The organism is Pseudonocardia abyssalis (assembly GCF_019263705.2).
Lineage (GTDB): Bacteria > Actinomycetota > Actinomycetes > Mycobacteriales > Pseudonocardiaceae > Pseudonocardia > Pseudonocardia abyssalis.
The window spans coordinates 2,412,598-2,426,591 of the sequence record NZ_JADQDK010000001.1 but is presented as its reverse complement, the minus strand read 5'-3'; the positions used below and the strand labels follow the sequence as shown (position 1 = coordinate 2,426,591).

Here is a 13,994-nt window from a genome sequence, read left to right as displayed (position 1 = left end):
CTCCACCGGACCGATCCGTTAGCAGCACGGTGGTCCCTAACGTCCAATTGTCACCCGGCGATCCCCGATCGAGTGGCCCCGGCTGCGCCCCGGGACCGCTCCGCTACGGTCGGTCGCGTCCACGGTCGGGGGGACCGGTGCGGGTTCGGACGATCTCTCCGAGCGGTGAACACCGGACTGGGGGTAGCGACGTGGCGAAGCTGCATGTGCTCGGCGACTGGCACGGCCCCGGCGAGGAGAAGGCCGCTCGCCGGCTCGCGGCCGACCTGCCCGACGGTTGGGACATCGTGGCGGGGCGGGACGTGCCGTCGGGGATGGGCACGGTCGACATCGACCTGATCGTCGTCTCACCGCGGGCCGTCTACGTGCTGGAGGAGAAGTCGTGGGGCCCGCACATCGTCGCGGGCGAGGTGGCCTGGTACGTCGGCGGCGACAAGAGGCACAACCCGAACAGTCAGGTCCAGCACGCGGTGCGGGTGCTCGCCGGCCGGATCAAGACCCGGGTCCCGGACTGGCGCGACGTCGAGAAGGAGTTCCCGCAGGGACACCGCATCGTCCGTGGCCACGTGCTCCTGTCGCACGACAACCTGCTCCTCCAGGGCGCCGACGAGCTCGGCGAGGACGTCGTCCTGCGGCTCGACGACGCCTCGACCACCCTCCGGCGGCTCGACGCGACCTGCCCGGACGCGTTGGGCGCCCGGCGCCGGCACCTCATGGGCTTCCTGCTCGGGCTCGCACCGCGGGGACCGGCCGCGCCGCCCGTGCAGATCTACCAGTACCGCGTCGAGGGCAAGCCCATGAGACGGGGCAACGCGACCGTCTACGGCGCGCGCACCCCGGCCGGGGAGCTCGTGGGTCTGTTCTGCGTCCCCGTCGCCAACTCCGATGATCCGGACGCGGCTCACCTGCTGGCGGTCCGCGAGCACGATGCCCTCACCGCGCTCGCGACTCTGGACCGGACGTGGCGGGTGCAGGCGTGGTTCCCGTGGAACGGTTACGTCGTCACCCCGGTCACGGTCGACACCGACGGCACCAGCCTCGCCAAACTCGTGCGTTCCCAGCGGCACGTCGACGGCGACGGCCGGGTCCCGACCGAGATCGCGGTCCCCGTGGTGCTGGACGCCTTCCGAGCGCTGTCGGATGTTCACCGGCTCGGCATCACACACCGGGCTCTGCGGCCGACCAACATCGATGTCACTGCGCAGAACAGGGTGCGCTTCCGCGATTTCGACCGGGCGCACCTGCCGTCGGCGGCCACCATCGCGCCGGTGCTCGACGACGCCCATCCGTCGGCGGCGTTCCGAGCGCCCGGCGCGACGATGGAGATGTTCCAGCCGGCGGACGACGTGTACAGCCTCGCGCTGTGCCTGGTCCAGTGGCTGCACGGCGATCCGTCCGAGGAGCCGGACCACGCCCTCGCGCGCCGACGTGCCCAGGGCGTGCCGGTCGTGGGTGAGGTGCTGGTGCGCTGTCTGTCGCGGGGGCCGGGTGAGCCGTTCACCGCGGCATCGGCTGTCGCCGCCCTGACCCCGCCGGAGGAACGTCCGGTCGTCCCCGTCGTCGAGGTCGACGACGAGGTGGTCGTCGCGGGTGCCCTGCTCGGTGGCCGGTACCGGCTGATCCGGGAGTTGGGGGAGGGTGCCTGGGCGGTGACGTGGCTCGCTCACGACGAGAACCTCGACGAGCGGCGCACCGTGAAGCACCTGCGTCCCGGCCGGGTCACACCGGAGCAGGTCAAAGCGGAGTACGACAACGCCGCCGCGCTGCGCAGCTTCCACTGCGCGCGGATGCACGACCGGCTGGCCCGGCCCGCGCCAGGCTGTCTCGTCCAGGAGTACGTGCCGGGCGAGACGCTGCATGCGCTCACGTCGGGCCGGCCCGCGCTGGAGAAGGAGCAGGCCCGCCGGATCGCGATGGACGTGCTCAGCGGGCTGGCCGACGCGCACGAGCGGTCGATCTACCACCGGGACGTCAGCCCGCACAACGTCATCGTGCGGGAGGACGGCCAGGCCGTACTGATCGACTTCGGTCTGGCGTCGAAGGCGGAGTCCGCCCAGTCCGCGGTCGGTTCGCCGCCCTTCACCGCGCCCGAGGTCTGGACACGGCGGACGTGGTCACCCGGTGCCGACATCTACAGCGCGTCCGCGGCCGTACTCCAGGCGATGCTCGGCCGGCTGCCCTACGCCGGCCCGGGGATCGACGAGCGCCGCACGATCGTCCCGGCGACGGCCGAACAGCTGGACCGCTACGGCCGGGCCCTGCTCGACGTCCTCTTCCGCGGTGTCGCCCACGACCCGGCCGACCGCCCGTCCGACGCGCGGGCCTTCGCGGAGGAGGTCCGGCGGGCGAGCGACATCGTCCCCGTCCCCGGGGGCCACCGGGTCGTGAACCCGACGGTCGCGGCACTGCGGGGGCTCTACCGCCACAGCGGGATCGGGAACGCCGGCAACCGGGGGCTCGACGACGCCTTCGCGCGCGACACCTACGTGGCGACCCGCCTGGACACCGAACTGCTCCCGGCGATCGTCCGTGGGGAGCTCGACGTCGTCGTCCTGTCCGGCAACCCCGGTGACGGCAAGACGTCGTTCCTCGTGAACGTGGGTGCCGAACTCGACCGGCAGGGTGCCGTCGTACTGAACGAGGACCCCGCCGGCTGGCGGCGCATCCTCGGCGGCCGGACCTACGCCGCCGTCTACGACGCCTCGGAATCCCATGGCGACCTGAGTTCCGACGCCCTGATCCGGCAGGCGTTCGAGGCCGAGGGACCGCACACGGTGCTGCTGGCCGCGAACGACGGCCGGATCGCCCAGTTCTGCGCCGACCACGCGAATCGCCTCCCCGAGGTCGTCGTCGAGCTCGAGCGACAGCGGTGGGGAGGGACGGCCGGGCCGGACGCGCGGATCGTGCTCGTCGATCTGAAGCGCCGCGCGCTGGCTCTCCCCGACCTCGACCGGCCGTCGTTGGGGGCGAACGTGCTCTCGTCGCTGACGGTGCTGCACCGGTGGGAGGCGTGCGGCGGCTGCGAGGTGCGCCAGGCCTGTCCGATCAAGCGCAACGCCGAACTGCTGCGCGCGGGGCAGGCGCGCCGGACGGTGTCGGAGCTGCTGTTGACCAGCCACCTCCGGCGGAGGCGGCGGGCGACCGTGCGCGACGTGCGATCGGCGTTCGGATGGCTCATCACGGCCGACCGCTCCTGCGACGACATCCACGACGACGTCGAGGCGGGCCGGCATCCCGGGTTGGGGCGCGAGGCCTTCGACCTGGCCTTCGACCCCGCCAGCCGCGACTACCTGGTGCAGGAGTGGGCGGAGCTCGATCCGGCGGGGCTCCCCGCGCCGGCGCTGGCCAGGGCCGCGCGAACCAACCGGCACCTCGTGCCCGACCTCGCCGGGCTGGACACCGCTGCGATGACCCACCTGAAGCGGGCGGCCCTGTTCGGCGCCTGGACGGTCCCCGGCGCCGCCCACGAGGTCCGCAGCTACCGTCACCTCACGGACTTCCTCGACGCGCTCGCCGAGCCGGACACCGGCCTCGCCAGGTTCCTGCTCGGGGTGTCCCGGGTGCTCGCCTTCGTCGGATACCAGGACGAGGGACACCTCGCGCTGCGCGACCGCGCGTTCGACGATCCGGCCGTCCGCTCGATCGTCGTGGTGAAGGAGCTGCCCGCCACCGAGTTCCGGCTGGTCAGCGTGGCCGGCGCCGCGCCGTACGTCGAGTCGTTCCCCGACCAGCTGGAGCTGCGCCACTCCTCGTCCGGCGCCCGACTGCGGATCACCCTCGACACGGCCGAGCTGCTGCTGCGGTCGGCCGACGGAGAGATCCTCGGCGACTCCGCGTCGGCGGCACTGCGCCAGGAGATCCAGGGTTTCGGAGACCGTCTGCGCCTGCAACCCGCGCGCACCGTGCGGATCGTCGACGGTGCCGGGTCGTCGGTCACCGCCACGGCCACCGCCGACGGCCGCATCGTCCGAGGGGACCGTCGATGACGATCACGCTGCCGCTCCCGCTGCGGACCTACCAGTACCGGCCACTGACGGTGTTCTCGTTGCTGGACGCCGACACCGATCGCGTCCTCCCGTCGCTGTTCGAGATGTGCGTCAAGGGCGGCCGGTCGAGCCGGTCGCGCACGGACGCCCGCGACTACGAGGGTTACCGCCGGGCGCTGCTGGACAGCGGTGGGGTCACCGGGTTCGATGACAAGCGCGACCAGGCGCTGCTGGACGGGTGGTTGCGTTCCTGCGTCGTGGACATGGGTGCGGTCGGGCGGGCGAAGACCGGCGAGCAGATGCTCGCGATCGCTCCGCTCACCCTCGCCGCCTACCGGGCAGGTCTCCCGACGAAGCGTGACCGTCACCGAGGTATCGACGACGTCGTGTACCGGCTGCTGCTCGACGCCGTGTCCCGCGACCTGCCCGGTACCGGGTCCGGCGCGTCCACCGCGACGCTGCGCGAACTGGTGACCCGAACCATCGGGCGTGGTCTCGGCATCGGGCCCGGACCGACGTGGGAGCCACGCCTCGAGGATCCGGGCAAGCTCGACATCGGCGCTCTGCTCGCCTTCCGCTTCGTCGAGGGCTTCGCGATGAGCGACGCGCGCGAGGTGGACTCCAGCGCGCCGGAGAGCCCGCTGCCCGGTGTGAGCGCGGCTCTCGGGACGACGCTGCTCGACCATCTGCGGGTCTACGGCGACCTGCTCCCCGTGCCCGCGCTGATGTCGAGCTTCGCGGCCCTGATGGCCACGGGCATCTTCGCGTTCAGCCTCCGCGCGGATGCGGCCGCCCGGGAACTCCTGCGGACGGGGGAGGCGCCTCCCGACCTGTCCGACGGTCCGACGCCCGCGTCCCCGCTGGAGCTGTACTGCGACTTCACCGGCGACCTCGGCTCGGAGTCGGACCGGATGACCCGCAGCTGCGTGGCGCGCGACCTGGACCGGGTCAGGCTCGCGTTCCGCGACCGCATGACGTTCGTCGTGGTGGAGAACGCGCTGCCCCGGATCCCGGGGCAGGCGGAGCGCCGGGTGGGGATGACGGCGGTGGAGCGGCTCGTGCAGCTCGCGGAGCTGCGCGACCATCGGCGCGTCGAGTCCTACGCCGAGGCACGGCTCGACGATCTCGTCGCTGAGGCGCAGTCGTCGGCGGACGCGACCGGGCCGGACCTGGAGCTGCTCCTCCGTCTGCAGTCAGCGGAGACTTCCGAGCTCGACAAGCTGCTCGACGTCCTGGAGCACGTGAACGAGAGCAAGGCGGTACGCAACGCCGCGGCGTGGTTCAAGTCGCTCGGAGGACTCGAGAAGTCCTACGGCCTGCTCCGCGGTGACGTGCGCAACCGGCGATCGTGGCGCTACGCACCTGGCGACGAGCTGCTGACCGCCCTGCTCCTGGCGATCTTCGTGGAGCCCGGTGGGACCGCGCACCGGCCCGCGATGCCGCTGCGCGACGTCCTCGACGCGCTCGCCCACCGGTTCGGGATCCTGATCGACCGCCCACCCGCGTTCCTCGACGGGGCCGAGGCCCGCGAGGCCGCGACCGCCAACCGCGAGGCGTTCACCCAGCGCCTGCAGCTCCTGGGCTGCTTCGACAGCCTGTCCGACGACTTCTCCGTGCAGATCGTCCGCCACCCCCTCGGAGACCAGGCATGACCGTGCTCGCTCCCACCGCCCCGTCGACCTTGCCCGAACTGGTGCTCGACTCGATCGCGAGCCAGATCGTCGCAGAGCTCGAGAACCGCGACGCCGGACACTGCGTCCGGATCGACAGCATCCGTCGTGCCGACGCGGCGCTCCTGGTCCAGGCGGTGCGCGGCCGGTCGGCCGTCGGCGTCGCCGACGTCCACGTCCTGGTCGACAAACCGGGCGAGGCGGACGGCACGTTGTCCGTCCCGGCCGAGCGGGCCGTGGAGCTACGCAACCGCAAGGAGCGGCCGCTCGTGCTGATGGTCCCGGTGGGCAGCGGCTCGGCCGCCAGCTCGCTGGACAACAGCTTCGCGCGGATCGACGTGACCCGGCTGCTCGCGACCGCCGCGGCGAGGCTCGTGGAATCGATCGCGGACCCCGAGATCCGCGCGGGCGTCGGGCAGGTGGCACGGGAGCTGGGCCGCAACCGTCCCGTCGAGGCGTGGGCCCGCTACGTCGCCGCCGTCGCGGGGGATCCGTCGTGGGAGACGGTCGGGGCCGCGCTGTGGACCGTCGGGCTCGTCCCGGACCTCGGAGGGCCCGAGCTGGTCGCCCGACTGGCGCGAAACGCGGCCTGCGTGCGGGCCATCGCCCGGCCGGCCAGGGCGGTGGCGTCCGTGACCGACCGGCTGACCACCGCCGAGGTGGAGGAGGGAGAGACCCGGGATCGGATCGCGCGGTTCCTCACCCGCCCGGACGTCGATCTCTCGGACGCGCCGGCGTGGACGGCGATGCTGCCCCACAACCTCACCTTCGGCGCCTGGACACTCGCCGGACGAACCACGGTCGACATGGCCGGTGTCCGGCTCGAGACGTTCCTCAAGGACGACGGCACCCTCCGCCCGGGCACCCGGCTGAGTCAGGACGGCCCCGGTGACCTGCCCTACGTCGAGACCGGGCCCGACGCGCCGGGCACGGTGGCCGTCGTGTGGCGGACCGATCCGGCCCGGACCGACGCCGTCGACCGGTGGCTGCTGGAGGCGCTGCCGCCCGCCGACCTGCGGGACCCGGACTCGGCGCCTGTGGCGCGGCAGACGGTCAAGGGTGACAAGCGCCGTGCGACCGTCCGCATCGAGATCGCCGAGGAGGACGTCGCCGACAGCGCCCTGCTCGTCGTGCGGCTGACGGCGGTCGACGCCGACGGCCAGCCGGTGCTGCTGCGCAGCGGCGTCGACGCCGTCGACGAGACCCAGCAGTTCGCCGTGCGCTGGGAGGAGGACCCCCTGCCGGGCACCACCCGCCGCGCGTCGGCTCCCTCGCTCGCCCAGGCCCGCCTGGACGCCGCCCTGGAGGGCCAGGACGACCTCCGCGAGGAGAGCCCCACCTGGGACGGTGGCGCGTTCTCCGTCCGTCTCGGGGCCCGGCGGACCACACTGCTCGCGCTCAGCCCGGCGCTGGTCAGCCTGCAGGACAAGCTGCTGCAGGCCCGGGGCCGGGCCGTCGCGTGGGAGGCGGACGGCCGGCTCGGCGAGGTGCTCGAGCCCGACGCGTTCGAACCGATCGCCGGAGCGCTCCCTCCGGCGTTCACCGACCGCCGCCGGCGGCTGTTCGAGAAGCTCGAGAACCGCAGGCCGCGGTACGCGGTGGAGACCGTCCAGTGGGACGACGAGCTGCGCCACGAGGTGTCGGCGTACTGCCAGACCTACCGCCGTGCACTCGACTCCGCGCCGGACGACGAGACGAGGACCGCACTGCTGGCGCTGGACACCGTCCGGTTGTCGATCGACACCGTCGGGCATCCCCCGATCGCGGCCGTGGTGGTGCTCCCGCTGCATCCCCTGCGGCTGTCCTGGGCCGCCGAGTACGACGCGACGCTGACCCGGTGGGCCGGCGAGCTGTCCACGGTCGGCCGGACTGCGGCGAAGCGGAAGCAGTCCGTCGACGCACGTCTGACCCGGCGGATCACTCCGGCGAACCTGCCCTTCGCGATCTACGGCGTGAACGGCCTGCCGTACGTCTACGCGCGCGAGGCGACCCTCGGGACGGGTATCTACCTGCATGCCGACGAGGCCGAGCCGGGCGCCGCGGTCCAGGCCGTGTTCGAGGTGCTCGGCCTCGACCGGAGGGATGTCGCCACCGATCTGCCGCCGTCGGCCGTGGCCGAACGGATCGCGGCCTACCGCGCGGTCAACCCCGGTCAGGACGGGCTGCGCGTCATCGCCTACAACGCCGGGTCCGGCGAGATGCTCGCGCGGGCACTGGGGGAGTCGGTTCTGCGTGAACCCGAGCGCGACGAGGACCTGGCCGCGCCGCCATCCCGACTCGAGGTCACGGCCTACAGCAACCGCCCGTCCTACACCGACCCCGTGCCGGCACTCACGGACCTGCAGCAGGCCGTCGCCTCGCAGCAGGTGCGCGGTTCGCGCTCGCACCTCGCGCCGCCCCTGGGGCTGACCGTCCGCCCGCACGACCGGCTGGCCGAGGACCACCAGGCGGCGAACATCAGCGTCGTCGCAGACCTCGCCGTGACCCGCACGGCCGACTCGGGCAGCCTCGGAGCGGTGGCCGTCCCCGACGCCGCGACGTCGTTCCGCAATCTGTTGACCCCGGCGCAGACCCAGCGGGTCGCAGGCCCCACCCCGGTGTGGCGGACCGCTCCTGCGGCGCGCCTGCGCAACCGGGAGGGCGCGGTCGACGCGGTCGACGCGCACCGCAGCTACCAGGCGGCGCTGGCGATCGCACTGGGTTACGTGTCCGGCACGCTCGCGCTCACGGCCAGCCTTGATCCCGCCCAGGTGGCCACCCTGCAGGCAGCGCACGAGCGATCCGACTGGGTCGTCACCCTGGACCGCAACCTCGGCGTCGACCTGTTCAGCGCGGCGTCCGACGCGGGTGCGCCGCCGTACCTCCTCGACTACGCGCCCGACTTCCTCGAGGGCCTCGGACCGCGGCTGACCGTCACCACCACTCACCGCGGGGAGGTCCAGCGGCTCCTCGCCGACGCGATGGCCGGCCTCGACCTCGCCGCCGTCGACGAGTCGGTGCGGGTCGTGCTGGACCACCTGCAGGTGGTGTCGGGTCGGCTGGCGCTGCGGCTGGTGGGGCGGTCGACCCTCGCCACCGAGGCGGTCAGCCTCGCGGCCCTGATCGCGCACCTGCGGCGGCGCGGGGAGCTCGACGGTTGCCTGGTCGTGCCCGTGGACGCCCACCAGGAGGTGTTCGGCGACCTCCGCGGCGATTCCGGCACGCGGCGCTGCGACGTGATCATCGTCCGGACGACCGCGCGAACGATGCGCATGGAGTGCATCGAGGTGAAGTCGCGGCGCGCCGCAGCGCTCCCCGCGGCGCTGGTCGACGACATCGTCGACCAGCTCGACGCCACCGTCGCGATGCTGAACGACACGTTCTTCCGCACCGACCCGCCTCGCATCGATGCCGAGCTGCAGCGCGCCAGGCTCGGCGGGATCCTGCGCCACCACGCCGACCGGGCACTGGCCATGGGCCTGCTCGACCCGCGCCGCCGCGGTGAGGTCGAGCGCATGATCGAGAAGGTCGAGGACGGGGCGCTCGTGCCGGAGGTCGGTCGGCGCGGGTACGTCGTGAGCCTGTCCGGGAGCGCCGGATTCCCGTCGGAGCACCGCGGAGTCAGGATCGACGTCCTGACCGCGGCGGACCTCGGGCAGGTCGGGTTCACGTCGCGGCGGGGTGCCGCCGCACCGACCCCGGACTGGACGGCTACCCCGGCAGCGCCGGTGCCGCACGCGCGTCTGCGCCCGTCACCACGGCCGCGGTCCGCGCCGACCCCCGCTCCGCAGCGCGCGGCGGAGGTGACGGCCGAGCTGCCGGGGGTGACGCCGCGTCCGGGCGTACCGGCCGACGAGGCGACCGTGACGATCACCGACCCGCTCCGCGGGGTCGAGGCTCCCGTCCCGGCGGCCCCCCGGCCGGCCCAGGACGTCGTCGTGCCCGAGCCGCCACAGGTCGTCGAGGTGGCGCTCGGCCAGGACGCGGGCGCAGCCGAGGTGAGGTGGCGGATCAGCACTTCCGGCAGCCCGCACCTGTTCGTGCTGGGCATTCCCGGACAGGGCAAGTCGGTGACGACCCGTCGCATCCTGAACTCGTTCGCCGGGCAGGGTCTGCCTGCGCTCGTCGTCGACTTCCACGGCGACATGGCCGCCGAACCCGCCGGGGGCGCAGCCGTCCTCGACGCGTCGCAGGGCCTGCCGATATCTCCGTTCGAGCTCGACGAACCGGAGCGGTACCGGGAGGCGGCGTGGGAGCTGTCGGAGGTGATCGGCTACGTGTGCGGGCTGGGCGAGATACAGCGCAACGCCGTCTACGACGGTGTTCGTGCGATCTACGAGGCGAAGGCCCTGCCGCGCCCGGCAGGTCCGGACGACTGGCCGACGATGGACGACCTGGCCACCGCCGTTGCGTCGGTCGACACGTCCGCCCGTACCCGCAACGTGGTCGCCCGTCTGCGCCCGCTGAGCGACTTCGGGTTGTTCGCCGCCCCGGCCGGTAGCCGCCCCTTCGCCGACCTCCTGCGCCAGGGCGTCGTGCTCGACGTGCACGGCCTGATGGAGCAGGTCCAACGCGCCGCGGGTGCGTTCGTGCTGCGGAAGGTCTATCGGGAGATGTTCCGGTGGGGTCAGACCAAGCAGCTCCGCCTGGCGGTCGTCCTCGACGAGGCCCACCGCCTCGCCCGCGACGTCACCCTCCCGAAGATCATGAAGGAAGGGCGTAAGTACGGCGTCGCCGTCGTGGTCGCGAGCCAGGGTGTGGACGACTTCCACCCCGACGTCCTCGGCAATACCGGTACGAAGGTCGCCTTCCGCTGCAACTACCCGCAGAGCCGCAAGGTCGCGGGCTTCCTGCGGGGGAGGAGCGGGCAGGACATGTCGGAGGCGCTGGAGCAGTTGTCCGTTGGCCAGGCCTACGTGTCGACCCCGGATCACGCTGCGGCGCGGAAGGTTTTCATGACCAGGGACTGAGCAGCTTCAGCGAGTACCCGATGCGGATCCAGAAAGAGAGTTGGTCGATGTGACAGGTGAACTCATGAGGTACGTCCTCGACGGACGACGAGTCGCAGTCCGCGATCTCATCGGCTCGGGCCTCCTGTCTCCTGGCGACACTTTGACGTTCGAGCTTCGAGGGCTGTGTCGGTGAGGCGGTCCGGGGTGAGGAGGTAGAGAACGAGCATGTGGATGTCCGCGACGATCTTCACGCCCAGCGCTGCTCGAGGTCGGGGACTCGCTCGGACTTGGCGTCGTCGAGTGCTGCGAGAAGGGCGTCGACGTCTGCGGTGCCGGTGAGCGTCCCTCGGACGCTCCGGCGGTAGGCAGGGACCTTGTGCGCGGTGACGATGCGCAGGTGGCTGCCGGGCTGGACGCCGTGGCGGGCAACCTCGGCGTCGGGGACATGGAGGGGCCCGTCGGGGTCGACGACGAAGTCGAGACCGCCGTCGGGGCGGGGGCTCGCGGTGCTGCTCATGAGGCTGCGAATAGTCGAGCCTGCGTCGGCGGGGTGGCTTCTGCGTGCTCGTCTCGTGGTCGAGCGCGTGCTGACACGGTTCTGACAACAACGTGACCTGGTCAGGAGGTTCTCGGACGACGTCCACGGTCGTCAACGACGAGGTCAGGGGTCCGTAGCTGGGTGGTCTCGGGAGTTCACACCGAAGAGGTCACTGGTTCGATCCCATCGCCCACAGCCGAACGGCCTGGTCACAGCCTTAAGCGAGGCTGCTGACCAGGCCGTTCGTCCGTTCTGGGACGGGGTGAGTGACTAACTGAGTGACTGCCGTTCCCGGTCGGGAAGACCCGGTTCATGACGGTCGCCCCATCGTCGATGATCGGCCGCAGCTGTTTGCGGTAGACCGTCTCCGTCACGGTCGACCCGCCGGCGTGGCCGACCAGCCGGGCGATCTGCTCGATCGGCACCCCTTCGTCGGAGAGCAGGGAGACGAAGCTGTGGCGCAGCTCTCGCGGCGTCCAGGCCGCGGCATCCAGGCCCGCGGCCGAGGCGACGCGGCGGAAACCACGTCGGACGTTCGCGGCGTCAAGATCGGTGCCGGTCTCGGAGGCGAACACCAGGTTGTTGCAGGAGTGGGACAGGCGCCGGGGATGCTCAGCGGGCCCGCAGACCGCCGAGCGCGCCACCGAGCCGCAGCAGCTGCTCGACGCCGCCGTCGAAGTCCGGGGCGATGGTGTTGACGCGCACGTGGTCGGCACCGGCGTCGAGGTGGCGCTGGACCGCGGCGGCGACGTCGTCCGGACGGCCGTGTCCCAGCACCGCGTCGACGGCGTGCGGCGCGGCGTCCACCAGGTCCGCCTCGGTGTAGCCGAGCCGGATGAGGTTCGCAGCGTAGGGAGAGCCCGGCCGGGCGACCACCTGCGACAGGAACGCCGCGGCGGCCCGCCGGGCCGCGTCCCGGTCGTCGTCCACGGCCGCGCTCAGTCCGACGACGAGGAGCTTCTCCGGCCCGATGGTCCGCCGCAGGTGCGCCGTCTGCTCGGGAGGGACGAGCACGGTCAGCACGCCGTCGGCCTGCTCCGCGGCGAGGCCCACCATCCGTGGCCCGCTCGCCGCGAGGATCCGCGGGTAGGTGACCTCCGGCGCCGGGGACATCGCGACGGGCTCGTGCATGCGGCGCAGGTACTCGCGGGCCGTCTCCAGTGGCCGGGCGAAGCTCTGCCCGACCGCGGCCGCCTGCTCGGGGTAGCCGATGCCCAGCCCGAGCGCGACGCGCCCGGGGAACGCCTCGGCGAGCGCGGCGGTGGCGCCGTGGGCGGTCTGCGCGGGCCGCGCCCACATGTTCGCCACACCGGTGGCGAACGCGATCCGCTCGGTGGCCGACAGGAGCAGCGCCAGCTGTACGAACACGTCCTTGCCGCCCACCCCCTCGTTGGCCCAGGCGGCGGGCCATCCCGCATCCTCCAGTGCCCGCGCCGCGGCGCGCTGCCGGTCGGGCGGCACGGCCGGCGCGAACGGGACGTTGGGCAGTGACGCCCCGGCGAGCCCGAGCGACCGACGTCCCCGGGCGATGACGTCGCCGCGCGGACCGGTGCTCACGACGGGCGACCGAGGGTTAGGGTGACAAGTGGAGGAATCATCCACATGACTATGTGGAGGAGTCTTCCACTTGTCAAGGGAGGACCGATGCCCGCAGCGCGCCGTGCCGACGCACTGCGCAACCGCGCCGCCGTCGTGGCCGCCGCGGCGGACGTGTTCGCTGCGCGCGGGGTCGGCGTCCCGCTGGCCGACGTCGCCGCCGCCGCGGGCGTCGGCATCGCCACCCTGCACCGCAACTTCCCCACCCGGGACGCGCTGGTCGTCGCGGTCTACCTGCAGGACATCGACGACCTGTGCGACGGCGTCGCGGAGCTCCTCGCCCGGCACCCGGCCGCGGAGGCGGTCGCGGTCTGGATGCGCCGGTTCGTCGCGGCCGTCGCGGGCCGCGCCGGGATGTGCCAAGCAGTGCGGGCCGTCGTGACCGGTGTCGACCCCGACCTGTGCCGGGTCGCCCACGAGCGCATCGACGCCGCCCTGGGCACGCTGGTCGCGGTCGCGGTCGCGGAGGGGTCGGTGCGCGCGGACGCCGACGTCGGCGACCTCGTGGTCGCGATGAGCGGGTTCTGCCTGATCGCCGACGCGCTGGGCTCCGCCGACTCCGTCTCGCGATCGGTCGGCGTGCTGGTCGACGGCCTGCGGCCGCGGTGAACAGCCACCGCGGGGACGTCCGCGCGTCGATGATCATACCGCCCACGGGCTTCCGCCGGTGTGACCTCTCGTGGTGCCATCTCGGCATGCTCCGTGCGCCCGCCGTGCTCATCGACCCGTTCTGGGTCGGGCGCCGGGGCGACGAGTTCGACCAGCGCTGTCGCTGAGTCCCGCCGCCCCCGGGGTGGCACATCCCCCCGTCGACGGCGTCCGCCTGTGAGGCCGGCGTGAGCACGTCCGCACTTCCCGTCATCGACCTCTCCCGGTTCCGGGGGGCCGACCCGTCGGCGTTCCTGGCCGAGCTGCGCCGGGCCGCGCACGAGGGGGGCTTCTTCTACGTCGTCGGGCACGGTGTCCCTGACGAGGTCACCGGCGGCCTGGCCGAGCTGACCCGCCGGTTCTTCGCGCTCCCGCTGGAGAAGCGCCTGGAGATCGAGAACATCGCCTCACCGCAGTTCCGCGGGTACACCCGGGTCGGCGCGGAGCGGACGGCCGGGGCGGCCGACCGGCGCGAGCAGATCGACATCGGGCCTGAGCGGGCGGCGCTGGACCTCGCGCCCGGCGACCCCGACCATCTGCGGCCCACGGGGAGAACGCGCTGCTCGGCTGGCTGCGTTCGCACCCGGCCGTGGCGCAGCGCTGGTGGCCCGAGGTAGTGGCGCGG

At 72.9% G+C, this 13,994-nt stretch carries 8 protein-coding genes; 5 read left to right on the top strand and 3 right to left on the bottom strand.

Annotation, left to right across the window (positions count from 1 at the left end):
- The first annotated feature begins 191 nt into the window (after window positions 1-191).
- From I4I81_RS11545 to I4I81_RS11535, 3 genes are read left to right on the top strand one after another with little or no spacing between them, the layout of a single operon-like run.
- Complete coding sequence (locus tag I4I81_RS11545; RefSeq protein ID WP_218601286.1) at window positions 192-3,986, top strand: protein kinase domain-containing protein; 3,795 nt, start codon at window positions 192-194, stop codon at window positions 3,984-3,986.
- Entirely contained in the window at window positions 3,983-5,638 is a 1,656-nt protein-coding gene (mads7, locus tag I4I81_RS11540; RefSeq protein WP_218601285.1) for a methylation-associated defense system protein MAD7, read from the top strand. The genes I4I81_RS11545 and mads7 overlap by 4 nt, the downstream gene beginning before the upstream one ends.
- Window positions 5,635-10,605, top strand: coding sequence for a helicase HerA domain-containing protein (locus I4I81_RS11535; RefSeq protein WP_218601284.1), 4,971 nt, complete (start codon window positions 5,635-5,637; stop codon window positions 10,603-10,605). The genes mads7 and I4I81_RS11535 overlap by 4 nt, the downstream gene beginning before the upstream one ends.
- 229 nt (window positions 10,606-10,834) lie before the next feature.
- Here the strand turns inward: I4I81_RS11535 and I4I81_RS11530 are convergent, their stop codons facing one another.
- The 3 genes from I4I81_RS11530 to I4I81_RS11520 form a co-directional block, all read right to left on the bottom strand.
- Entirely contained in the window at window positions 10,835-11,104 is a 270-nt protein-coding gene (locus I4I81_RS11530; protein WP_218601283.1) for a hypothetical protein, read from the bottom strand.
- Window positions 11,105-11,334: 230 nt separating this feature from the next.
- Window positions 11,335-11,769, bottom strand: a complete 435-nt coding sequence (locus I4I81_RS11525) for a tyrosine-type recombinase/integrase (RefSeq protein ID WP_267461540.1) — start codon at window positions 11,767-11,769, stop codon at window positions 11,335-11,337.
- Window positions 11,738-12,682, bottom strand: coding sequence for an LLM class flavin-dependent oxidoreductase (locus tag I4I81_RS11520; RefSeq protein WP_218601281.1), 945 nt, complete (start codon window positions 12,680-12,682; stop codon window positions 11,738-11,740). The genes I4I81_RS11525 and I4I81_RS11520 overlap by 32 nt, the downstream gene beginning before the upstream one ends.
- Window positions 12,683-12,769: 87 nt before the next feature.
- Between I4I81_RS11520 and I4I81_RS11515 the strand changes: the two genes are divergently transcribed.
- Entirely contained in the window at window positions 12,770-13,330 is a 561-nt protein-coding gene (locus tag I4I81_RS11515; protein ID WP_218601280.1) for an SbtR family transcriptional regulator, read from the top strand.
- 227 nt (window positions 13,331-13,557) lie between these two features.
- Complete coding sequence (locus I4I81_RS11510) at window positions 13,558-13,986, top strand: 2-oxoglutarate and iron-dependent oxygenase domain-containing protein (RefSeq protein ID WP_226363889.1); 429 nt, start codon at window positions 13,558-13,560, stop codon at window positions 13,984-13,986.
- Window positions 13,987-13,994 lie beyond the last annotated feature (8 nt).